At 64.7% G+C, this 22,482-nt stretch carries 22 protein-coding genes; 12 read left to right on the forward strand and 10 right to left on the reverse strand.

Annotated features, from left to right (window positions below; all coding sequences use genetic code 11):
- Positions 1-15: 15 nt before the first annotated feature.
- On the forward strand, positions 16-4,920 hold the full coding sequence (locus ACSQ22_RS13610) for a PAS domain S-box protein (protein ID WP_436130619.1): 4,905 nt from the start codon (positions 16-18) through the stop codon (positions 4,918-4,920).
- A gap of 24 nt (positions 4,921-4,944) precedes the next feature.
- Entirely contained in the window at positions 4,945-6,075 is a 1,131-nt protein-coding gene (locus ACSQ22_RS13615; RefSeq protein WP_436130620.1) for a response regulator, read from the forward strand.
- 203 nt (positions 6,076-6,278) lie between these two features.
- Here the strand turns inward: ACSQ22_RS13615 and ACSQ22_RS13620 are convergent, their stop codons facing one another.
- Positions 6,279-7,235, reverse strand: coding sequence for an inositol monophosphatase family protein (locus ACSQ22_RS13620; RefSeq protein WP_436130621.1), 957 nt, complete (start codon positions 7,233-7,235; stop codon positions 6,279-6,281).
- A gap of 175 nt (positions 7,236-7,410) precedes the next feature.
- Here ACSQ22_RS13620 and ACSQ22_RS13625 point away from each other — a divergent pair, with 175 nt between their 5' ends.
- Both ACSQ22_RS13625 and cysE read left to right on the forward strand, forming a co-directional pair.
- The gene (locus ACSQ22_RS13625; protein ID WP_436130622.1) at positions 7,411-8,214 is read left to right on the forward strand and encodes an RNA methyltransferase; all 804 of its coding nucleotides are present in this window, start codon (positions 7,411-7,413) and stop codon (positions 8,212-8,214) included.
- A 35-nt stretch (positions 8,215-8,249) separates the two neighbouring features.
- On the forward strand, positions 8,250-9,029 hold the full coding sequence (gene cysE, locus ACSQ22_RS13630; RefSeq protein WP_436130623.1) for a serine O-acetyltransferase: 780 nt from the start codon (positions 8,250-8,252) through the stop codon (positions 9,027-9,029).
- Between the two features lie 105 nt (positions 9,030-9,134).
- On the opposite strand, the gene mog is transcribed toward cysE, so the two are convergent.
- Complete coding sequence (mog, locus tag ACSQ22_RS13635; RefSeq protein ID WP_436130624.1) at positions 9,135-9,743, reverse strand: molybdopterin adenylyltransferase; 609 nt, start codon at positions 9,741-9,743, stop codon at positions 9,135-9,137.
- Positions 9,736-10,407, reverse strand: coding sequence for a ribosome biogenesis factor YjgA (gene yjgA, locus ACSQ22_RS13640; RefSeq protein WP_436130625.1), 672 nt, complete (start codon positions 10,405-10,407; stop codon positions 9,736-9,738). The genes mog and yjgA overlap by 8 nt, the downstream gene beginning before the upstream one ends.
- 64 nt (positions 10,408-10,471) lie before the next feature.
- Here yjgA and pmbA point away from each other — a divergent pair, with 64 nt between their 5' ends.
- A complete protein-coding gene (gene pmbA / locus ACSQ22_RS13645) occupies positions 10,472-11,914 on the forward strand; it encodes a metalloprotease PmbA (protein ID WP_436130626.1) in 1,443 nt (480 codons plus the stop codon).
- 99 nt (positions 11,915-12,013) lie between these two features.
- On the opposite strand, the gene ACSQ22_RS13650 is transcribed toward pmbA, so the two are convergent.
- On the reverse strand, positions 12,014-12,682 hold the full coding sequence (locus tag ACSQ22_RS13650; protein ID WP_436130627.1) for a TetR/AcrR family transcriptional regulator: 669 nt from the start codon (positions 12,680-12,682) through the stop codon (positions 12,014-12,016).
- 93 nt (positions 12,683-12,775) lie between these two features.
- Between ACSQ22_RS13650 and ACSQ22_RS13655 the strand changes: the two genes are divergently transcribed.
- From ACSQ22_RS13655 to ACSQ22_RS13665, 3 genes are all read left to right on the forward strand, one after another.
- The gene (locus ACSQ22_RS13655; RefSeq protein ID WP_436130628.1) at positions 12,776-13,798 is read left to right on the forward strand and encodes a saccharopine dehydrogenase NADP-binding domain-containing protein; all 1,023 of its coding nucleotides are present in this window, start codon (positions 12,776-12,778) and stop codon (positions 13,796-13,798) included.
- 88 nt (positions 13,799-13,886) lie between these two features.
- Positions 13,887-14,441, forward strand: a complete 555-nt coding sequence (locus ACSQ22_RS13660) for a helix-turn-helix domain-containing protein (protein WP_436130629.1) — start codon at positions 13,887-13,889, stop codon at positions 14,439-14,441.
- The gene (locus ACSQ22_RS13665) at positions 14,441-14,866 is read left to right on the forward strand and encodes a VOC family protein (RefSeq protein WP_436130630.1); all 426 of its coding nucleotides are present in this window, start codon (positions 14,441-14,443) and stop codon (positions 14,864-14,866) included. Before ACSQ22_RS13660 ends, ACSQ22_RS13665 begins: the two co-directional genes overlap by 1 nt.
- Positions 14,867-15,399: 533 nt before the next feature.
- Here the strand turns inward: ACSQ22_RS13665 and ACSQ22_RS13670 are convergent.
- Entirely contained in the window at positions 15,400-16,296 is an 897-nt protein-coding gene (locus ACSQ22_RS13670; RefSeq protein ID WP_436130631.1) for a LysR family transcriptional regulator, read from the reverse strand.
- Between the two features lie 71 nt (positions 16,297-16,367).
- On the opposite strand from ACSQ22_RS13670, the gene ACSQ22_RS13675 reads away from it, so the two are divergent.
- The 3 genes from ACSQ22_RS13675 to ACSQ22_RS13685 all read left to right on the forward strand — a co-directional run bounded on the left by ACSQ22_RS13675 (position 16,368) and on the right by ACSQ22_RS13685 (position 17,687).
- On the forward strand, positions 16,368-16,586 hold the full coding sequence (locus tag ACSQ22_RS13675; RefSeq protein WP_436130632.1) for a hypothetical protein: 219 nt from the start codon (positions 16,368-16,370) through the stop codon (positions 16,584-16,586).
- Between the two features lie 163 nt (positions 16,587-16,749).
- The gene (locus ACSQ22_RS13680) at positions 16,750-17,133 is read left to right on the forward strand and encodes a VOC family protein (protein WP_094286972.1); all 384 of its coding nucleotides are present in this window, start codon (positions 16,750-16,752) and stop codon (positions 17,131-17,133) included.
- Between the two features lie 116 nt (positions 17,134-17,249).
- Entirely contained in the window at positions 17,250-17,687 is a 438-nt protein-coding gene (locus tag ACSQ22_RS13685; protein WP_436130633.1) for a hypothetical protein, read from the forward strand.
- 38 nt (positions 17,688-17,725) lie between these two features.
- On the opposite strand, the gene ACSQ22_RS13690 is transcribed toward ACSQ22_RS13685, so the two are convergent.
- The 3 genes from ACSQ22_RS13690 to ACSQ22_RS13700 all read right to left on the reverse strand — a co-directional run bounded on the left by ACSQ22_RS13690 (position 17,726) and on the right by ACSQ22_RS13700 (position 20,407).
- Entirely contained in the window at positions 17,726-18,712 is a 987-nt protein-coding gene (locus ACSQ22_RS13690; RefSeq protein WP_436130634.1) for a hypothetical protein, read from the reverse strand.
- Between the two features lie 39 nt (positions 18,713-18,751).
- Positions 18,752-19,168 (reverse strand): hypothetical protein, encoded by a 417-nt coding sequence (locus ACSQ22_RS13695; protein WP_436130635.1) that lies wholly within the window; start codon positions 19,166-19,168, stop codon positions 18,752-18,754.
- Positions 19,169-19,306: 138 nt separating this feature from the next.
- A complete protein-coding gene (locus tag ACSQ22_RS13700) occupies positions 19,307-20,407 on the reverse strand; it encodes a tartrate dehydrogenase (protein ID WP_436130636.1) in 1,101 nt (366 codons plus the stop codon).
- Positions 20,408-20,531: 124 nt separating this feature from the next.
- Between ACSQ22_RS13700 and ACSQ22_RS13705 the strand changes: the two genes are divergently transcribed.
- Positions 20,532-21,470: a LysR substrate-binding domain-containing protein gene (locus ACSQ22_RS13705; RefSeq protein WP_436130637.1), complete on the forward strand. Its 939-nt coding sequence runs from the start codon at positions 20,532-20,534 to the stop codon at positions 21,468-21,470.
- Between the two features lie 82 nt (positions 21,471-21,552).
- Here the strand turns inward: ACSQ22_RS13705 and ACSQ22_RS13710 are convergent, their stop codons facing one another.
- Positions 21,553-21,999: a GatB/YqeY domain-containing protein gene (locus tag ACSQ22_RS13710; protein ID WP_228900162.1), complete on the reverse strand. Its 447-nt coding sequence runs from the start codon at positions 21,997-21,999 to the stop codon at positions 21,553-21,555.
- A gap of 213 nt (positions 22,000-22,212) precedes the next feature.
- Positions 22,213-22,425, reverse strand: coding sequence for a 30S ribosomal protein S21 (gene rpsU, locus ACSQ22_RS13715; RefSeq protein WP_005799779.1), 213 nt, complete (start codon positions 22,423-22,425; stop codon positions 22,213-22,215).
- Positions 22,426-22,482 lie beyond the last annotated feature (57 nt).

Consider the following 22,482-nt stretch of genomic DNA (forward strand, 5'->3'; position numbering starts at 1 on the left):
GGACGGAGGTTCCGCGTGACGCGGGTGGGTGAGGGCTTGGGCGGATTTCTGGACAAGGTGCTGGACCGCAATGCCCCTGGCGTGCGCGGTCTGGTGCTGGTGGTGGCTGCGGCACTGGTGGGGGCCTGGCTGGTGGTGCTGGGGGCCATGCACTGGCAAGGTGCCCAACGAGCTGACGAGCGCGCCAAGCTGCTGCAGCAGACCGTGGACACGCTGCAGGCCCGGATCACGGGTGGCGGCATGCTGGGCGCGGTGTCGTTGCTGGGCCTGAGCGAGCCGCTGCTCAAGGCGATGGCCCTGGGGCAGCTGGCACCGGACGACCCTGAAGCCCTGGCGCGGCTGGGGGTGGCCCGGGGGCGGTTTCTGGTCAACGGCGTGTATGTCATGGCGGCCGATGGCACGGTGGTGGCCCACGAGACGCCGGGGGGCCGATCCACCGGCATCAACCTGGCGTTTCGTCCGTATTTTCAGCAGGCCATCAAGGGCGCCATCAGCGTGTATGCCGCCATTGGCAGCAACTCGCAGGAGCGTGGCCTCTACTACGCCGCGCCGCTGTATGAAAACGACACGCCTTCCAGCTCCATCATCGGTGTGGTGATGTTCAAGGTGGGGTTCGAGTTGTTTGACGAGGTGCTCAAGAGCACCCAGTTGCCCACGGTGCTGTTGTCTCCGCAAGGCGTGGTGTTCGCATCGACGCGGCCCGAGTGGCTGTTTGCGGTGGCGCCGCCGCTCACGCAGGCGCGCATTGATTCGATCCGCGCTTCGCGCCAGTTTGGCAACCACTTCGACAAGGGCCTGGCTTCTTCCCTGCCCTTCGCGCCGGATGCGGGCGAGGTTGTCATCGACGGGGTGAACTACGCAGTGGAGCGCCGCCAGGTCGATTGGAGCGACCCCGGCGGCCAGTGGCAGCTGGCGATGCTGGATGACGTGAGCACCCTGATGACGGGGGCTGAGCGCCTGAAGGTGGGAGGGGCTGCCTTCGTGCTGCTGAGCCTGCTGGGGCTGCTGCTGCTGGAGCTGCTGCGCAGCCGGGCGCGGGTGAGCGCTGCGCTGGAGCGCTTCAGGGTATTGGGCGCTGCGCTGGGGAGCAGCCCGGTCTCGGTGGTCATCACCGATGGAGACGGGCGCATCGACTGGGTCAATCCGCAGTACGAGCGCAACTCCGGCTACACATTGCAAGAGGTCCGTGGCAAGAAGCCGTCAGTGGTGTCCAGTGGCCAGACCCCGGCGCAGACCTACCAGGAGATGTGGTCCACGCTGCTTTCGGGCCGCTCGTGGCAAGGGCAGTTTGTCAACCGCCGCAAGGACGGAAGCCTCTACCACGACGAGGCCACGCTCTCGCCCGTGTTTGACGAGCGTGGCAAGCGCATTGCCATCGTCGGCCTGCATGAAGACGCCTCGGGGCGTATCCAGGCACAGAAGGAGCTGGAGCGGCGTGAGCGTCTGCTCAACGAGCTGCTGGAGCAGCAGACTGCCATCTTTGACAACGCGCCCCCCATTGCGCTGGTGGGGGACGGGAAGTTCCGGCAGTTCAACCCGGCGTTTGTGGAGCTGATGGGCAGCACGGCGTCCGAGCTGCTGGGGCTGGACGTCGGGGTGTTGCTGGGTGGGGAGGATCGCGCAAGGCAGTTCTACGGCCAGGTCGGTCCCGTGCTGAACGCCGGGGGCGCCGTGCGGCAGGTGTCGACGCTGTTTCGCCTGGATGGCCACAGCTTTGAGGCACGCATGGCAGGACGCAGCGTGCAAATGGAGGGGTTCAAGAACGCATCCCTCTGGGTGATCGAGGACGTCAGCGAGCAGCGCCGGGCCGAGATCGCCATGCAGCAGGCCAAAGACCGGCTGGAGCTGGCGCAGGAGGCCGGCAAGATCGGTGTGTTCGACATTGACCTGCTCACCTCCCAGGTGCTGTGGAGCGAGAAGCTGCTGGCGTTGCTCGGCCTGGCGCCGGGCACGGAGGTGCGCTCCCAGCGTGACTGGCAGGCGGTTCTGCACCCCGATGATCGAGCCCGCGCGGTGGCCGCCTTTTCGAGTGCCCTGGCGGGCGGCGAGACCCACCTTCGCGATTCCTGGCGCATCGTGCGGCCGGACGGTGAGGTGCGATGGTTCCTGTCGGCGGCACGCATATTTCGCGATGGCAACGGGCGGGCGGTGCGGGTGGTGGGCGTCAACGTGGATATCCACGAACAAAAGCTGCTGGAACAGCAGGTGGCCGAGCAGCTGGATTTCCAGCAGGCACTGATTGACGCCATCCCCGTGCCGCTGTTCTACAAGGGCGCGGACGGCCGGTACATCGGCTTTAACCGCGCCTACGAGCAGGCCTTTGGGGTGCAGCGCGAGGCACTGATCGGCAAGACCGTGCGGGACCTGGCGTTCCTGCCCGAGACCGAGCGCGAACGCTTCGATGCGGACGCGCAGGAGGCCTTGCACGGGGTCCAGTCGGTGCACAAGGAGGTGGACCTGCCGTATGCCGACGGAAAGGTGCACCACACGCTGTTCTGGCTGCACGGCTTCTCGCGGCCCGACGGCTCGCCGGGCGGGGCCATCGGGACCTTTGTCGACATCACCGACCGTCAGCGTGCCGAGCAGGACCTGCGCCGCGCCAAGGAGCTGGCCGAGGAGTCCACCGCACTCAAGTCCAACTTCCTGGCCAACATGAGCCACGAGATCCGCACGCCGATGAACGCGATCATCGGCATGTCGCACCTGGCGCTCAAGTCGGGCCTGACAGCACGCCAGCACGACTACGTGAGCAAGATCCAGCAGGCCGGCCAGCACCTGCTGGGCGTGATCAACGACATCCTGGATTTTTCCAAGATCGAGGCGGGCAAGCTCATGGTGGAGAAGCAGCCCTTTGTGCTCGACCGCATGCTGGAGAGTGTGTCCGACGTGGTGGGCTACAAGGCCGGTGCCAAGGGGCTGGAGCTGGTTTGCGATGTGGCGGCCGACGTGCCCCCCAACCTGGTGGGTGACTCGCTGCGCCTGGGCCAGATCCTCATCAACTTTGCCAACAACGCCATCAAGTTCACTGAAACGGGCGAGATCAGCATTGCCGTGCGGCTGCTGGAGGCAGAGGGCAACCGGGTGATGCTGCGGTTTGAAGTGCGTGACACCGGTATCGGACTTACGCCCGAGCAGATGGGGCGGCTTTTCCAGAGCTTCCAGCAGGCGGACACCTCCACCACGCGCCGCTATGGCGGCACGGGCCTGGGCCTGGCTATCTGCAAGAGCCTGGCGGAGCTGATGGGCGGCGAGGTGGGGGTGCAGAGCACCTATGGCCAGGGCTCCACGTTCTGGGTCACTGTGCCGCTCGAACGCGGTGCACCCGCGCGCGTGCTGCTGCCGCCCCCGGACCTCCGGGGACGCCGTGTGCTGGTGGTGGACGACAACCAGACAGCGGCCACCGTGCTGTCCGACATGCTGCTGGCCATGGGTTTTGAGGTGGAGCAGGCCCACTCCGGCCTGGAGGCGCTCGACCGGCTGCGCGAGTCCATGGCACGGCACCAGCCCTTTGGTCTGCTACTGCTGGACTGGCACATGCCGGGCATGGACGGCGTGGAGCTGGCCGGCCACATCCGGGGCCTGGGCATGGCGCAGGTGCCCAAGATGCTCATGGTCACGGCCTACGGCCGCGAGGATGTGATGCGTGCCGCCCGCGTTCAGGGCATCGACACGGTGCTGATCAAACCCGTCAACGCCTCGCTGCTGTTCGACACGCTGATGCAGCCGCTGGAACACTCCACCTACAGCCCGCGCCGCGCGGTCACCCCCGCGCCCGCTGCTGACGAGCTGCCGCTGGAGATCCGGGGAGCGTCGGTGCTGCTGGTGGAGGACAACGAGCTCAACCAGATGGTGGCGGTCGAACTCTTGCTCGAAGCCGGTTTTGCCGTGGATGTTGCCGAGAACGGCCAGATCGCCCTCGACCGCATCGAGCGCAAGGCTTATGACGTGGTGCTGATGGACATGCAGATGCCTGTCATGGACGGCGAAACGGCCACGCGGCAATTGCGCAGCAATCCGCGCCATGCCCACCTGCCCATCGTGGCCATGACGGCCAACGCGATGGAGTCCGATCGCCAGCGCTGTTTTGCGGCCGGCATGAACGACCATGTGGCCAAACCCATCGAGCCTGCGGCGTTGTGGGCCGCCCTGAGCCGCTGGATTCGACCCCGGCCGGGGCTGGGCAAACCGCCTGTGGAGGGGGTGCCCCGCGCAGCAGGCGCTGGTGCCAGTTCGGGTTGGGGGGCTGATGGGATGGCGCCAGAGGGGGCTGATGACGCTGCGGTGGCAGCGGCTTTTCCCGCAGTTGCCGGGCTGGACACCCGCCTGGGTCTGCAGCGCGCCTTGGGCAAGCCGGGCTTGTACGCCGAGATGCTGCGGCGATTTGTGCAAGGCCAGTCGTCGGTGATTGCGCATCTGGAGCAGGCCGTCGCCAGCGCAGATGTGGTGCTGGCCGAGCGGCTGGCCCACACCCTGCGCTCGGTCGCGGCCAACATTGGCGCGCACGAGGTGTCGGCCCATGCACAAGCGCTGGAGCAGGCCTTGCGCAGTGGGGCGCATGCCGAAATGTCCGCGGGACTGACGGCCACCCTGGGCGCTGCGTTGCAGCCCCTGCTGACGGGATTGCAGGCGTGGATGCAGGGGCAGCAAACGGGGCGGCCGGAAGGCCTGAAAACCCCTGCTGGGGCCGCGCTGCAGGGCATGGGCGCCACGGCGGTCCTGCAAAAGCTGCGCATGCTGCTGGAGCAGGACGACCCTGCAGCCCCCGAGTATTTCCAACACAATGTCCAGGTGCTCCAATCCGCGCTGGGGAGCAGCTTCACGGTGGTCGAGATGCACACCCAGAATTTTGATTTTGAGCAAGCACTGGCGGCAATGGCCGCCGTGTCAGGCCCCGAACACCCTGCCGTTCACACCCCTTGAGCGGCACAACACCCAGGAACTTCCATGGACAACGCGCCCTTTGCCTCCCCACAGGCCGCTCTTGTTGACAAGCCGATCGCCACGGTGCTGGTGGTGGACGACACGCCGGACAATCTCACCCTCATGGGCAGCCTGCTGCGCGAGCATTTCCTGGTGAAGGTGGCCAACCATGGCGAGAAGGCCCTGAAGATCGCGCAGTCCGACACCCCTCCCGACCTGATCCTGCTCGACATCATGATGCCCGAGATGGATGGTTATGAGGTGTGTCGGCGCCTGAAGGCTGCGGCGGCCACGCGCGACATCCCGGTGATCTTTCTCACGGCGCGTTCCGACACCGACGACGAGCGCGCGGGCCTGGCCCTGGGGGCCGTGGACTACATCACCAAGCCCATCAGTCCGCCCATCCTGCTGGCGCGGGTCAACACCCATCTGGCGCTCAAGGCCACGGCGGATTTCCTGCGCGACAAAAGCTCCTACTTGGAGCGCGAAGTGGCCATGCGCACGCTGGAGGTGCAGGCCATCCAGGACGTGACCATCATGGCCATGACATCGCTGGCAGAGACGCGCGACAACGAAACCGGCAACCACATTCGCCGCACCCAGCTGTACGTGAAGACGCTGGCCGAGCGGCTGCGCCACCACCCGCGTTTCGAGCCCGTGCTCAACGACCGCATGATCGAGCTGCTCTACAAGTCCGCCCCGTTGCACGACATCGGCAAGATCGGCATCCCCGACAGCATCTTGCTGAAACCCGGCAAGCTCACGGTGGAAGAGTTCGAGATCATGAAAACCCACACCACCCTGGGCCGCAACGCCATCGACGAAGCCGAGCGGCGCCTGGGCATGCGCGTGGCGTTCTTGAGCGTGTCCAAGGAGATCGCCTACAGCCACCAGGAGAAGTGGGATGGCTCAGGCTACCCGCAGGGCCTGGCGGGCGATGCCATCCCGGTGTCGGCGCGCCTCATGGCCGTGGCCGATGTGTACGACGCACTCATCAGCAAGCGCGTCTACAAGCCCGCGTTTTCACACGACCAGGCCTGCAACACCATCATTCGCGGCAAGGGCTCGCACTTTGACCCCGATATGGTGGATGCGTTTGTGGACATTGCGGAAGACTTCCGCAGCATTGCCCAGAAATACCCCGACCCTGGATAAAGGACAACCCCCTGAGCGACTTCGTCGCGTCCCCCTTCTCCCGAATTGCTGCGCAATTCGGGAGAAGGGGGACGCAGCCAGTGCGGCGGGGCGGCCCTTGCACGGCTGCACTGGTGTGCGTCTCGCCCGCTGCACGGTTCAGCTAGGAGATCTCACCATTGGTCATCGTGTGCTGGCCTAACTGCCGTGCGCGGTGGATGGGTTTAGAACGGCGCGTCTTCGCTTTTGGGGGCGTCGGCCTGTGGGGCGGCACCCGTGGTGTCGGACTCCGCATCGGCTGCAGCCTCGGCTTCAGTGCTGACGGGTGCGTCTGTCGCAGCCGCCTGGCGCACAGCCGCCTTGTCGCCAGCGCTCGCAAACTTGCTGTACTTGCCCAGAATAGGCACCAGCTGGCCGTAGATGCGGGGGCTGCCGGCCAGGCACTCGCGCTGCTCCAGAAAGTCCGCTTCGCCCGTGAAGTTGCCCACCAGGCCACCGGCCTCGGTCACCAGCAGCGAGCCCGCAGCCACGTCCCAGATCGACAGGCCGGTTTCAAAGAAACCATCGGTGAAGCCCGCAGCCACATAGGCCAGGTCCAGCGCGGCGGCGCCGGGGCGGCGCAGGCCGGCGGTGCGCTGCATCACGTCGGCCATCATGTTCAGGTAGCTCTTGAAGTTGTCGCCCGGGCGGAAGGGGAAGCCGGTGGAGATCAGGCAGTCCTTGAGCTGGGTGCGCTTGGAGACGCGGATGCGGCGCTCGTTCAGGTAGGCGCCACGGCCCTTGGTGGCGGTGAACAGGTCGTTGCGCGAGGGGTCATAGATGACGGCCTGCTCGACCTTGCCGCGCACCGCCAGCGCGATGCTGATGCAGTACACGGGAAAGCCGTGGATGAAGTTGGTGGTGCCGTCCAGCGGGTCGATGATCCAGACAAATTCCGAATCCTTGGCGCCGTATTCGCTGCCCGACTCTTCGGCCAGGATGCCGTGGCCGGGGTAGGCCGTCAGCAGCGTCTCGATGATGATTTTTTCGGACGCGTGGTCCACTTCGGTCACAAAGTCGTTGATCTGCTTTTGCGAGATCCGCACCGATTCCACGTCAAGGGCCGCGCGGTTGATGATGGCGCCGGCGGCGCGTGCGGCCTTGATGGCCACGTTAAGCATGGGGTGCAGGTTGGACGACATAAATTGTGGTGGTGAGCAGGGCGCCGTGCGTCAACAATGAAGCGAGGCAGCCTGCGAATCAGGAGCGGTGCGATCCGACCCGGCGATGCGGGCGGCGACAATGAGGGCAGGATTTTACCCGCAGAGCCTCTTTTTCGCCTAACCGCTTGCCTTTTCCCTTGTCCTGCACCTGCCCATGAAGACCCGTTTTGTCCTGATCAACACCAGCCACGCCGGCAATGTGGGCGCTGCCGCCCGCGCCATGAAAACCATGGGTTTCGACGATCTGGTGCTGGTGGCCCCGCGCTGGGCCAACGTGCTGCGGCGCGAGGAGACCATCCAGCGCGCCAGTGGCGCGCTCGACGTGCTGGAGAACGCCCGCATCGTGGCAACGCTCGATGAGGCGCTGGACGGCATGAGCCACCTGTGCGCCACGGCGATGACCCCGCGCGACTTCGGGCCGCCCACGGCTGCGCCGCGTGCCCATTTCGAATTGCTATTAAAACAAGAGCTGCTAGCGCTTGATGGAAAAGCGCTAGAGGCCAAAAATACCTCAAATCCAGAAGATCCATCGGCTGCGGCAGCCGGCCAGGCCGGTGTCGCCTTCCTGTTTGGCTCCGAGCGTTTTGGCATGACCAACGAGGACGTCTACCGCTGCCATGTGGCACTGTCGATTCCCACCAACCCCGGCTTTGGCTCGCTCAACCTCGGCGCCGCCATCCAGGTGATTGCCTACGAATGGCGCATGGCGCTGGGCGGGTTCCCGGTGCTGGATGCCACACCGCCGCGCGCCCTGGCCGACGCAGCGCAGGTGGCGGGCATGCTGGGCCACTGGGAGCAGGCGCTCACCACCATCGGCTTTCTAGACCCCGCCGCACCCAAGAAGCTCATGCCCCGCCTTAACCAGCTTTTCAATCGCGCGCAGCTCAGCCCTGAAGAAATCCACATCTTGAGAGGTGTCGCCAAAGCCATGATCGAGGCCGCTGAGGCGAAACGCTAGACTGTGCGGCCATAAACACATAACGAAAAGAACCGATGTTCGCCCGCCTGCGCTCCGATATCCAGTGCATCCTCGACCGCGATCCTGCCGCGCGCAGCACGTGGGAGGTGATCACCTGTTATCCGGGCCTGCACGCGATCTGGCTGCATCGCCCCGCGCACTGGTGCTGGCACCACGGCCTGAAATGGCTCGGTCGCTTTATTTCGCATTTTGCGCGCTGGTTCACGGGCATCGAGATTCACCCCGGCGCGAAGATTGGAGAGCGCGTGTTCTTCGACCATGCGATGGGCGTGGTCGTGGGCGAGACGGCCGAAATCGGCGACGGCTGCACCATCTACCAGGGCGTCACGCTGGGCGGTACCTCGCTGTACAAAGGTGCCAAGCGCCATCCCACGTTGGGCAAGGACGTGGTGGTGAGTGCGGGCGCCAAGGTGCTCGGCGGCTTTGAAGTGGGTGACGGCGCGAAGATCGGCAGCAATGCCGTGGTCATCAAGCCGGTGCCTGCGGGCGCCACGGCGGTGGGCATTCCGGCCCGCATCATCCCGTCCAAAGAGGGCCAGAGTGCGGACGTAACCGAGCCGCAGCAGGCGCGCAAGTTCACGGCCTATGGCATCACGCAGGAGGACGATCCGCTCTCGCAGGCCATGCGCGGGTTGATCGACAGCGCTTCGTCGCAGGAGCACCAGATTGCGCTGCTGTGGCAGGCCATCGAGAAGCTGTCCTCCAATTCGCAGAACAAGGACTGCGTGCCGTGTGATGCCGCGCTCAAGGAGCAGTTCGAGGCGGGCAAGCTCAACGAGTTGGTGGGCAAGTAGCGGCTTGCCGGCGCTGTATTCAAAAATCAGATTGCTATAAAAAATATAGCTGCTAGCGCTTGTGAGATAAGCGCTAGCAGCTATTTTTCTTTGAATCTTGAGAAATCAGGCCGGGCGGGGCGCTCGCACCGCGTTCTTGGGCCGGAACGCCTTGCAGACTTCGTCGCGCGTTTCCAGATACGGGCCGCCAATCAGGTCCACGCAGTACGGCACGGCGGCAAAGATGCCGGGTACGATCTGCTTGCCGTCGGCCTCCTTCAGGCCCTCCAGCGTCTCGGCAATGGCCTTGGGCTGGCCGGGCAGGTTGATGATGAGGCTCTGGTCGCGCACCACGGCCACCTGGCGCGAGAGGATGGCGGTGGGCACGAACTTCAGGCTGATCTGGCGCATCTGCTCGCCAAAGCCCGGCATTTCCTTGTGCGCCACGGCCAACGTGGCCTCGGGCGTCACGTCGCGCAAGGCAGGGCCCGTGCCGCCGGTGGTCAGCACCAGGCAACAGCCTGCGTTGACCAGTTCGATCAGCGCCGCGCTGATGCCGTCCTGCTCGTCGGGGATCAGGCGGGATTCGAAGGTGATGGGGTTGTGCAGCGCGCGTGTGAGCCAGTCCTGCAGCGCGGGCAGGCCCTTGTCTTCATAGACACCGCTGCTGGCGCGGTCGCTGATGGAGACGATGCCGATCTTCACCGGGTCGTGCAGGGCAGAAGGCTCACTCATCGCCGTGGTCCTCATCGGTATCGCTGGCCTCGTCCGCACCCGTGTCGCCCAGGTGCTCGCGAACCAGCTGGAACAGCTCGCGGTAGGCGCGGCCCTTGCGCGGGGCCAGGCCTTGCGAGACCTGGACATTGGCCTCCTTGCCGGCAGGCTGTGCGTCCTTGCGGGCCTGGCGGATCAGGGCGCGCAACTGCTGCGTGTCGGTGGTGGGGTGCTCGGCCATCCAGGGGGCCAGCGCGTCATCGTCGGCAATCAGGCGGTCGCGCCAGTGTTCGGCCAGGTGCAACTGCATCTTTTCGGTGGCCGAGCCCTTGTGCTGCTCTTCCAGCGCCTGGCGGGCTGCTAACACCAGCTCGGGTTCGAGCTTGCGCATGATCTTGCCCACGTACTGCATCTGGCGGCGTTTGCCCTCAAAGTTGGTGATGCGCTTGGCCTCGGCCAGCGCGTCCACCAGCTTGTCGGGCAGACCCACCGCCTCGAACAGGTCGGCGCGCAAGCTCAAAAGCTCTTTGCCCAGCTCCTGCAGTTCGTCGCTTTCGCGCTTGAGATCGGTGCGGCTGGCATCGGGCGTGCCTTTGAGTTCGGCCTTGAGCTGAATATCCAGTTCGCTGCCTTCGGCAACAAACTGGCCTCGCACAAAGTAGCCTTTTTTGGGTTTGCGTGACATGGGTGGGGGCAAAAAGAGAAGCGGCGCAGAGCGCGCCACAGCGGCAAGTATCATAGCTGCCGCTATGAATAAACCCTCCACCCGCGCCGCGCGCGCCCAAAGCGCGGCTGCCGCAGCGCCCGCGCCTGCCACCTCCCGCACCCCTGACAACGGCTTCAGCTACAGCCGCGCGTTCTTTGAAGACCTGGTGGACCGCGCCCTGGCCCATGCCAAAAAGCTCGGCGCCACCGACGCAGGCGCCGAGGCGTCCGAGGGCTGCGGCCTGTCGGTCAGCGTGCGCAAGGGCGAGCTGGAGAACGTGGAGCGCAACCGCGATAAATCCCTGGGCGTGACGGTGTACCTTGGCAAACGCCGTGGCAATGCCAGCACTTCCGATTTCTCGAACAAGGCCATCGAGCAGACCGTGCAGGCAGCCTACGACATCGCCCGTTTCACGGCCGAAGATCCCATGGCAGGCCTGCCGGACGCCGATGACATCGCCCCGGCCGACACGCACCGCGATCTGGACCTGTTCCACCCCTGGGCCATCACCAGCGAAGAGGCCGCTGAAATCGCCAAGGCCTGCGAGGCCGCCGCGCTCAAGACGCACCGCCGCATCACCAACAGCGAAGGCGCGGGCGTTTCAGCCCAGCAAAGCCATTTCTTCAGCGCCCACACACGCGGCTTTCGCGGCGGCTATGCCAGTTCGCGCCACAGCTTCTCCGTCGCACCCATCGCCTCGCTGCCCGGCCGCAACGCCGAGATGCAGCGCGATGCCTGGTACAGCTCCATGCGCGACGCCACCGAACTGGCATCGCCCGAGGCCGTGGGCCGCTACGCCGCGCAGCGCGCGTTGAGCCGCCTGGGCAGCCGCAAGATCCCCACCACGCAATGCCCGGTGTTGTTCGAATCCACCCTGGCCGCCGGCCTGCTGGGCGGCTTTGTGCAGGCCGTCAGCGGCGGCTCGCTGTACCGCAAGAGCAGCTTCTTGCTCGACTCGCTGGGCAAGATGGTCTTCCCCAAGCACATCGACATCCTGGAAGACCCCTTCATCCTGCGCGGCAAGGGCAGCTCGCCGTTCGACGAAGAAGGCGTGCTCGTGGCGCCGCGCAAGGTGGTCAAAGGAGGGCGCGTCGAGGGCTACTTCCTGTCCAGCTACTCGGCCCGCAAACTGGGCATGAAGACCACGGGCAATGCGGGCGGCTCGCACAACCTGGTGATGACCTCGCGCCTCACGCAAGCCAGCGACAACCTCGACGCCATGCTGCAAAAGCTGGGCACGGGCCTCTTTGTGGTGGAGCTGATGGGCCAGGGCGTGAACTACGTGACCGGCGACTATTCGCGCGGTGCGAGTGGTTTCTGGGTGGAGAACGGCAAGATCGCCTACCCGGTGCACGAAATCACCATCGCGGGCAACCTCAAAGACATGCTCAAGGGCATTGAGGCCGTGGGGGCGGATGCCTACAACTACGGTGCCAAGACCGTGGGCTCGATCCTGGTCAACCGGATGAAGGTGGCTGGGAGCTAATGCCTGGTTCGCCGTGCAGCCGCCGCAAAGGGCCGCGCTGATGCAAAAAAGGCCCTCGCGATGAGCGAGGGCCTTTTTGTTTTTTGAGCAGCTGTTGCGCTACGTGTCGCCTGCCCGCGCACCCGCCAGCAAGGCCTGCACCGCTGCTTGCAGCACGGGTGTCGCCTCCTCGCCGCTGAGCAGGCCTGAACTCACAAAAGCCCCATTGATGAGCACAGCCAGCTGGGCCGCCAGGGCCTCGGGCCGGGGCACGCCCAGCCGCTCTGCAATGCCGTGCAGGCGGCCGCGCAGCGTCACCATGTGCTGCTGCGCCACGCGGCGGGCAGGGTGGTCCTGCTCGGCAAATTCGGCCGCCACGTTGATCTGCGGGCAGCCCCGGTAGTTGGACCGGCCCAGCCGCTCGCCGATCCACTGCATGTGGGCCTGCAGCTCGGCGGCCGGGTCGTCGGCATGCTGCGCTGCCACCGCATCCCACAGGCCCCAGAAGTCCACGTCTTCACGCTCCAGAAACGCCACGATGAGGTCGTCCTTGGTGGGGAAGTAGCGGTACAGGCTGGTCTTGGCCACGGCCGCTTCGGCCACCACCAGGTCCACCCCCACGGCGCGCACGCCGCGTTGGTAGAACAGGCTCGACGCCGTGTCGAGGATGCGCTCGCGCACGTCCTGCGCGGGCTCGCTGGAGGCCGTCGCAGCGCGCCGTGACGCAGGCTTGGGGCGGGCGCCGGGCGCGGTTGCCGGGAGGGGATGGGGAAAAGAATGTGCAGCCATGCTTGACATGATACAGACCTGTCTGTAATCTTCAAACAACAGACAGGTCTGTATCGTCAATTTTCCCTCCACTTCTTTCCCGAAAGGTTCTCCATGACATCCTCTGTTCCTTCCATCGCGGTGTACGGTGCCAGCGGCCATACCGGCCAGTTTGTGGTGCAGGAGGCCTTGCGCCGTGGCCTGCGCGTGGTGGCCGTGGGGCGCAATGCCGCCCGGCTGGCTGCGCTGTTTCCCTCGGGGGTGGAGTGCCGCGTGGCGGCGCTGGACGACCCGGCGGCGCTGGTGCAGGCCTTTGCCGGTTGTGGCGTGGTCATCCACTGCGCGGGGCCCTTCATGGACACGGCCACCCAGGTGGCGCAGGCCGCGCTGCGGGCGGGCGCCCACTACATCGATGTGACCGCCGAGCAGCCCAGCGCCCAGGCCACCTTTGCCGATCTGCAGGCGCCCGCCGTGGCTGCCGGGCGCGTGGTGGTGCCAGCCGCTGGTTTTTATGGCGGCCTGGCCGACCTGCTGGCCAGCGCGCTCGCCGCGCCCGCCCCCATCGACGAGATCACCGTCGCCATGGGGCTGGACCGCTGGTGGCCCACCGAAGGCACGCGCCTGACGGGCGAGCGCAACAAGGCGCAGCGCCAGGTGGTGCAGGGCGGGCGCCTGGTGCCCCTGGTGCCCGCCGCCGACGTGCCCGACTGGACCTTTGCCGCGCCCCTGGCGACCTATGCCATGGTCGAGCTGCCGTTCAGCGAAACCATCACCCTGGCGCACCACCTGCAGGCCGACACCATCCGCTCGCTCATCAACCGCTCCGCCCTGGCCGACATCCGCGATGCCAGCACCCCGCCGCCCACGGCCGTGGATGGCAGCGGCCGGTCGGCCCAGCGTTTTGAACTGGTGGTGCGGCTGGTGCAAAACGGCATGGTGCGGACGGCTGGTGTGCGCGGCCAGGACATCTATGCCGTGACGGCGCCCCTGGTGCTGGAGGCCGCGCAGCGCCTGATGGCCCCGGCGTACCAGCGCAGCGGCGCGCTGGCCTTGGGCGAGGCGGTGGACCCTGCCGATACGCTGCGGGCGCTGAACGGACAGGCGCTCGAAGTCTTTGGCGATGTGCGGCTAGCCTGAAAAGCGACTCCGAGTGTGCGTGCCAGCAGAAGTCCCTGCCCGGGAAAATCGGGCGGGTCGCCAAAACCCAAGGCGATATGCTTCGCGCATGCCCTTTGAGCGCCCGCACCCATTGCCCTCCAGCGCGCCCTCTGCGCCATCGAAGCAGACATCGGGTGCGGCTATTGCGCCGCAAGACCCGGCCTTGCTGCGCCGCCTGCTGCGCGCCAAGGACCGCATGGACGCCGCATCGCACGAGGCCTGGCCCGTGCAGCGGCTAGCCGAGGTCAGCGACGTGTCGCAAGCGCATTTCGCCCGCTCGTTCCGGCAGGCGTTCGGCATTCCGCCCCACCGCTACCTGCTGACCCGCCGCATCGAGCAGGCCACCACGCTGCTGCGCGATACGAACCTGCCCATCACTGAGATTGCTTTTGCCACCGGCTGGGAGAGCCTGGGCACCTTCGGGCGCATCTTTCGCGACATCACGGGGATGAGCCCCAGTGCGGTGCGCAGGGAGGCCCAGGCCAATGCCACGCCACTGGACCGGGTGCCCGCCTGTGTCTTGAAGGCCGCGCAACGTCCCGACCTCACCACAGCAGTTTTGGAGAAGCGCCGCCGCCTGGCGGAAGGTACAAATCGGCCATCAGCAACCAAGGAGATCTGATGACGAAGAACCAAGGCATTGGTGTGGTGGGGGTGTATGTGGACGACCAGGACGAAGCGCTCGCGTTCTATGTGGGCAAGCTGGGGTTTCGTATGCACACCGACGTGCGCAACGGGCCGTACCGTTGGCTGACGGTGCAGCACCCCGATCAGCCAGACTTTCAGCTGGGGCTGTTCACACCCGGCCCGCCCATCCACGATGCCGCCACGGCGCAGACGTTGCGCGCCATGGTGGCCAAGGGCGCCATGCCGTCGCTGGTGTTGCATGTGGCGGACTGCCGCGCTGCGTATGCCCGGCTGCGCGACCAGGGTGTGGAGTTCACGCAGGAGCCCGTGGACCGGTACGGCAATGTGGATGCGGGTTTTCGGGACCCTGCGGGCAATGGCTGGAAGCTGATCCAGCTCGTGGCCGGAGGTGCGCAATGAGCGCCGGTGTGGGCATTCGGCGGTTTCACCGCTGGGTGTCGATGGCGTTCACGCCAGGGCGTGCCACTCTTCAATTCCCCCACGCGCTGGCCGCGCAATGCGGATGGATGCGCGAAGGGGGGCGCAGCCCATAGTCATCTATGGGCAAGCCACGCGACAAAGCAGACGCCGCATTGCGGGGCCAGCCCGGAGGGAAAGCCAGCCAGGCCGCGCATTGCGTCGTTGCCCTTCGCTTGTGTAGCCAAGCTACACGGCACTCAGGGCGCCTAGCACTGCACGGCCTGGCTGGCTTTCGCGTGGGGGAATTGAAGGGTGACACGCCCTAGCCGTCATTGGCAATTTTGTGGTCCGTGCGCAGGGTGCAGGCAACCCGTCGGATTGGGTGACCTATGCACCCCTGCCGCCGCTGGCGCTGCTGCTGTTGACGGGGCTGTACCTGTTTGTGCAGCCCTATTTGCGGCGGTCTGCGGTGCGGCGTGCCCCAGGCGCTCCAGTCTTACCACCCGTGTGATGGCGGGCGGCAAGCCCAGCTGTTACTCCCCAAAGTCCGCAAATTCGACCAGCAGTTGCAGCACGCCCTCCACGGCGGGCGAGGGCGGTGGCTGGTGGCGGTGCGCCACAGCCATGGGGCGCATGAGCGGCGGCTGCAAAGGGCGGATTTGCACATCGGGCGTGCCCTGCAGGTCCTCCACCTCCTCCATCGGCAGCAGCGCGGCGCACTGGCTGGCCACCGCCAGGCTCTTGAGCGCGCCGGGGTAGCTCAGCGCCAGAAAGGGGCGCGGGTGGTGGCCCGCCTGGCCAAACCAGTTGGCAATCAGCCCGTGCATCTGTGTGGCGGGTGCAAACGATGCCCAGCGGCGGCTGACCAGCCAGTCAGGGGTTGCGAACGCGGGCGCCTCCCAGGCCGCAGGCAGCAGCGCCACCATGGGGTCGTTGCGCCAAGGGGTCTGGCGTACCTCGGCCAACGGTGGTTGGGGGCTGGCGATGATGCCAATGTCCAGCGTGCCTGCCTTGAGCCGCTGCATGGACTCGGCCGATCCGACGGCCTCCAGCCGGATCTCCACCCCGGGGCAGCGCACCGCCAGCGCCTCCAGCATGCGCGGCAGCAGGCGCGTGCTCACGCCCGCCGACACGCCCACACGCACGATGCCCTCGCGCCCCGAGGCGCGGCGGCGCACGCGCTCCATCAGATCGTCGCAGGCAAGCAGCAGCTGGCGCCCCTCCTGCACCAGCACCTCGCCTGCGGGCGTCAGCTCGGCCTGCCGCCGACCCCGCACCACCAGGTCGGCCTGCAGGCGCGATTCCAGTTCCTTGATGTGCAGGCTGATGGTGGGCGGCGCCAGGTGCAGCGCCTGCGCGGCCGCCGCAAAGTTGCCGAGGTCGGCGATGGCGATCAGCGTCTGCAGGTGGTCCAGGTTGAAATTACGCATCAGATTTTGTGAATTGAGGCTTCATTGAATTCAACTTTACAGATGGTACGCCAAGCCCGAGCATGCGGGCCATGTTGCATCCCACCCGTTTGGACCCCGAAAGCACGACCCGCCAATCCCGCGCCTGCCAGCCGCCGGGGGCCGTGCCAGAGCACTCGGCCCATCGGGGCCGCTGGCCCCGGCGGGTGCGGCGCCTGGGTGGGCGGTGGCTGCGGGCGCTGGGTGCCGCCCTGGCGCGGGCGGAAAAGCGCATCAGCGAGAACTTCCGGGTGCCGCCCCATGGGGGGTGACGAGGGTGGGCCTCCTCACTGCCTGTACTGCCTGTAATGCTTGCACTGGTGAGGCGGCGGGGATCGGCCTACACTGCACCACCGGTCAGGCGGCCCGGACCGGGGCCTGGTGTGCGCCAGGGGGCTGCAAGGCCCGGGGCCGGATTGAGCGAAAGGACCTGGTATGTTGTCCGATGCTTCTGTAACCACCATGCTGCCTGTGATGGACATGGACCGCGCCCGTGCTTTCTATGAGGGCTGCCTGGGCCTGAAACCCGGCGGCTTCCGGCCCGATGGCAAGTTTGTCTATGCCGTGGGGGGCAGCACGCTGGCGCTGTTCCCCAAGCCGGAAGGCACCAAGGCCGACCACACGGCCATCAGTTTCCAGGTGGCCGACATAGCGGCCACCATCGAGGCGCTGAAACGCGCGAAGGTGGTCTTCGAGGACTACGACTTCCCGGGCCTCAAGACCGTCAATCACGTGTGTGTGCTGGGCGCCGAGAAGGCCGCGTGGTTCAAGGACACCGAGGGCAACTACCTCTGTCTGCACGAGGACATTGCCACATAACCCGTTTTTTCAAGCAAAAAAGGCTGTTTCCGAGCGGTGGGTATGCCTTTTAAAGCTATTGAAATAGGAGCGTTTTGGCGAGGGCTGTGGCTCCGTGCCCAGCCACCCGCGCCGCAATGGCCTCACCCACCCGCGTGGTGCTGGCCGTGCAGCCCAGGTCCGGTGTGCGCGGGCCGCTTTTGATCACTTCTTCGATGTGCCGTCGCAGCTTCGGAGTGCGCGCAGGCGCACATCACGGCCCAGTTCCGGGTGCCGCCGGGTGGTGGCTGTTTACCCGCAGGCGAATGGCCTTCGCAATCGACTCCAGCAAGCCTTGTCCACCAGCAGCGCTTGCTGCGTCGGCCCTGAGTCGGTCGGAGGGTTGGGTGAATATGGCGCATTATTTCATCAGCCTGATCGCTCACCCATTTAACTCTCGAAGAAAAATTCTTGTGGCAATAATGGAAAAAATCAAAAAAATAATAAATAGAGCAAACGGTACCCAAGGTGACTCAATTTCATTCCGGCTTCCGATGGTAATCATTGCGTCTATTCCATTCTTTGTAGGGTTCTGAATTTATCTTACGTGCTGGATTTCATTTAAAATCCTGATTTAATTGGTGTCTGATCCAATACGTTTGGCGCAGCGTGCAATGAGGCCTTCTGTTTGCGCTTGGGGTGATTGATGGCTGTGTAGATCACCAACGTAGAAAATGTCGTTGTCTCCCACCTCGATGCTGTATGTGGGGTGCCACATTTCTGGTGGAAGATAGCTTTCCTCAAATGAATCAAACTCCACAGTGGCTTGGCTGAAGTCCACATGCGGATAGCGACTGAAATCAATCAACTGGCCCCAGCCGCAGTCCGGTGCATCATCTGTAGAGTGCAGCCCACGAAGAGGATTGTGTGTCTTTAAAACTGCGGCGGCCGAAGCCGAAACATACGCATAGCCCTCATTTTTCATCACTAAACATTCGCTGCGGCCGATTCTTTCTGCTTCCATCCAGCCGCCCATCACGGTTTGCAGAGGTTGCCTGGCTCCCATGATGATCATTCGTGTGGCGAGTTGTTCATCTGGCACTGAAAGCCGCTTGATGCGATCTTCATTCAAGATCACTTGTATGGCCAGCACGGGTTGTTCTGGAAATTCCCATACTTTTGTAACCTGTTTGCACAGCAGTTCAGTCCCCATTTCTGCCTTGCTCCAGACCCAATCACCTACGCGAATTTTCTCAATGGGCACCAAGCCATTGCGGGTGTGAACCGGGGTGCCTGCGATGAAGCCAATATCATGGCTTACCGTGCTTTCGCTCGCTGCTGAATGTTTTTTGTGGAAATTGACGGGCGTATTTTTCGGGGGATAAATTTTATGGACCAGGATACCCGCCAATCTCCAGATCATCAGGGGTGGAATGATGATGCCGAAAACCAGGATTCCGAGTTTCATGACGCGGATGTCCCATTGCGGAAGGACATCATTGATGAGATAGATCGCCCAGGGAATGGTCCCGAGTACTGCCAGAAACAGTGCCCAGTTCTCCATGATCTCTGCCCTGCTGATTTTTTCGGCGGGCAATGGGGCGGGGGACTTAATGGGCATGGCGGGGGGGGGGGCTGCGTGCGTTGGGCCGGAGGGCGGTTACTTGCGCCTGTTGAAATGGCTTTCGACTTCGGCGGTATGGCTGGCATAGCTCTTGGAGATGGGCCAGGTATTGCACAGGCTGGTGCGCAGCCGTTGGCCTGATTGGAAGGCGAACACCATGTGCTCGGACCCCTTGGCGAACCGCACGCCGCAACTCCCCTGGTCGCCCCGAGTGTGCACCGTGATGGCCGTGGCCTGATCGCCTTTGTAGATGGTGGTGGGCCTGAAAAGGGCTCGGTACTCGTTTTTGTTCGCAGGGTCGACGATTTCTTCTGTCACAACGCCTTTGAACACGACCGTGGCCTGTGGTGCATTTGCTTCCGCAGAGGCGAGCTTGCAGCTGCATGCATAGGTGTTACTGGAGGCCAGCCAGGCCATGGCGGCGGTGCAGAAGATGGTGGTGATGGGCTTCATGTGGGGCCTTGCACAGGTGATGGAGTGGGGCGGTTTTCGATTCGGCGATACCGGTGTTGCAGCAGTGCTTGGTCAGTTCACTGCTGACGACGAGTCGTTCATTGCCCGCAGTGATGCTTTTGTGATGCCGCGCACCGATCAGACTGTGGCCACATGCTCCGCGATGGCTTGACCCACTTGCGTGGTATTGGCACTGCCACCCAGATCGGGCGTACGCGGCCCGCTTCGCAGGGTGTGTTCAATGGCGCGCACGATGGCGTCGTGTGCCAACCTGCCCGCGCCCTGGCCCTGGGTGAGGAAGTCCAGCATCAGCGCGCCCGACCAGATCATTGCGATCGGGTTGGCAATGTTCTTGCCATAGATGTCGGGTGCCGAGCCGTGCACGGGCTCGAACAGGCTGGGAAAGTTGCGCTCAGGGTTCAGGTTGGCCGACGGCGCCAGGCCGATGGTGCCGGTGGTAGCCGGGCCCAGGTCACTGAGGATGTCGCCAAACAGGTTGGTGGCCGCCACCACGTCAAAGCGGCCGGGCTGCAGCACAAAGCGGGCGGTGAGGATGTCGATGTGCTGCTTGTCCAGTGTGACCTCGGGGTAGCCCTTGGCCACGTCGTCGGCACGCTGATCCCACCAGGGCATGCTGATGGCAATGCCGTTGCTTTTGGTGGCCAGGGTGACGTGCTTCTTAGGGCGGCTTTGGGCCAGCTCGAAGGCGAACTTCAAGAGGCGGTTGGCACCGTGCCGGGAGTAGACCGATTCCTGGATGACGATTTCACGGTCGGTGCCTTCATACATGATGCCGCCGAGCGACGTGTATTCACCCTCGGTGTTCTCGCGCACCACGTAGTAGTCGATGTCACCGGGCTTGCGGCCGGCCAGGGGGCAAGGCACGCCTTCAAACAGGCGCACGGGGCGCAGGTTGATGTACTGGTCGAACTCGCGGCGGAATTTGAGCAGCGATCCCCACAGCGACACATGGTCGGGCACGGTGGCGGGCCAGCCCACGGCACCGAAGAAGATGGCGTCCATGCCCGACAGTTGCGCCTTCCAGTCGTCGGGCATCATTTTTCCGTGGGCGGCGTAGTAGTCGCAGCTGGCCCATTCGAATTCGTGCAACTGCAGTTCAAAGCCAAAGCGGGCGGCGGCGGCCTGGATGGCGCGCAGGCCCTCGGGCATGACTTCTTTGCCGATGCCGTCTCCGGGCAGGACGGCGATGCGGTAGGTCTTGGTGGTGGGTGCGTTCATGGTGCGGGCAGGGGGGCAGGGTAGAGGGAAGCCGTAGGTGGGTGCGGTCGGTGTGTGCACTGCATTATTCCGAGCGCCATCAAAAACTACAATCCGCCAACTGTGGCTCCATCATTCACACATCGTGCATAAAAACCCAGCTGCCGACGATTTGCGCGTTTTCACGGCGGTGGTGCGCAAGTCCAACTTTGGCGCGGCTGCTGCCGAGCTCGGCACGTCGCCCGCCTACGTGAGCAAGCGCATCCGCCTGCTGGAGCAGGACCTGCAGGTCAAGCTGCTGCATCGCACCACCCGCCGGGTGGCGGTGACGGAGGAAGGCGAGCGCGTTTTCCACTGGGCGCAGCGCATCCTGGACGACATGGATCAACTCATGCAGGAGGTGGCCATCACACGCAGCGAGCCGCGCGGGCTGCTCCGCGTGAGCAGCAGCTTCGGCTTTGGGCGGCAGATCGTGGCGCCTGCGCTGTCGCGTCTGGTGGAGCAGCATCCGGGGCTGCAGGTGCGGCTGGAGGTATTTGACCGGCTGGTGGATGTGGCGGGCGAGGGTTTTGACCTGGATGTGCGCGTGGGCGATGAGATTGCGCCACACCTCATCGCGCGCCGCCTTGCCGACAACCATCGCGTGCTCTGCGCAGCGCCCGCCTACCTGCAGCACAAGGGCGCTCCGCGCACGGTGGCGGACTTGGCTGCGCATGACTGCCTGGTGATCAAGGAGCGCGACCACCCGTTTGGCGTGTGGCGCCTGCGCAGCGGCGCGCAGGAAGAGTCGGTCAAGGTGCGCGGCCCGCTGTCGGCCAACAACGGCGAGATGGCCGTGCAGTGGGCGGTCCATGGCCGCGGCATCGTGCTGCGCTCGCTGTGGGATGTGGGTACGCACCTGCAGGCAGGGCGCCTGGTGCAGGTGCTGCCGCAGTGGCAGCAGGAGGCCAATGTGTGGGCCGTGTTCCCGACGCGGCTGGAGCGGTCGGCCAAGGTGCGCGTGTGTGTGGAGTTTCTGCAGGAGCATTTCCGCTCCGGGTGGATGGCGCGGGATGCCGACGCGGGGGGAAGCACCCCGGTTTGAAGCAAAAATAGCTGCTACCGCCTGTCTGACAAGCGGTAGCAGCTATCAAAAAAATACTGACTGGGTGGTGGTGAGGGGGCGATCAGCCTGCCAGCGCAGCCTTCACAGCAGCCGACACCTGGCCCATATCGGCCTTGCCCGCCAAGCGGGTCTTGACCACGCCCATGACCTTGCCCATGTCGCCAGGGCCCGATGCGCCCACCTCAGCCACGATGGCCTTCACGGCAGCCAGCGTTTCTTCGGCCGACATGCGCTCGGGCAGGTAGGCCTGCAGCACGGCCATCTCGGCCTTTTCCTTGTCGGCCAGGTCCTGGCGGCCAGCGCCTTCAAAAGCGGTGATGGAATCCTTGCGCTGCTTGATGAGCTTGTCCACGATGGCGACCACGGCCACGTCGTCCAGCTCGATGCGCTCATCCACTTCCTTTTGCTTCATCGCAGCCTGCAGCAGGCGGATGGTGCCCAGGCGCTCACTGTCCTTGGCGCGCATGGCGGTCTTCATGTCTTCGGTGATCTGGTCCTTGAGGCTCATGGCGGCTTCCTTTTTTGGGTTTCAAACAGGGACAAGGGTTTGCCAAAAGGCTTTCTGGCTAGGCGTCAACGCCGCAGACAGTAGTCTCGCTACGGCAAGGCGTTGCAACGACGCCAGAAAGCCTTTTGGCAAACCCGAAAAACAAAAACCCGCGCTTGGCGTCCCTAGCGCGGGTTCTGGGACCCAAGCAAAAGGCTCGGGGCCGAAGATGGATCAGTACATCTTCTTGGGCAGTTGCATGCTGCGAACGCGCTTGTAGTGGCGCTTCACGGCAGCTGCCTTCTTGCGCTTGCGCTCTGCGGTGGGCTTTTCGTAGAACTCACGGGCGCGCAGGTCGGTCAGCAGGCCGAGCTTTTCAATGGTGCGCTTGAAGCGGCGCAGTGCAACGTCAAAGGGTTCGTTTTCTTTTACGCGGATCGTAGTCATTAGCTAATGGTTTTCCAAATGGTGCCTGCAGAGGGGCTTGGGGAGATCGGGCCTCAA

Origin of the sequence: Acidovorax sp. LjRoot38, from assembly GCF_964252975.1 — a bacterium.
GTDB lineage: Bacteria > Pseudomonadota > Gammaproteobacteria > Burkholderiales > Burkholderiaceae_C > Acidovorax > Acidovorax facilis.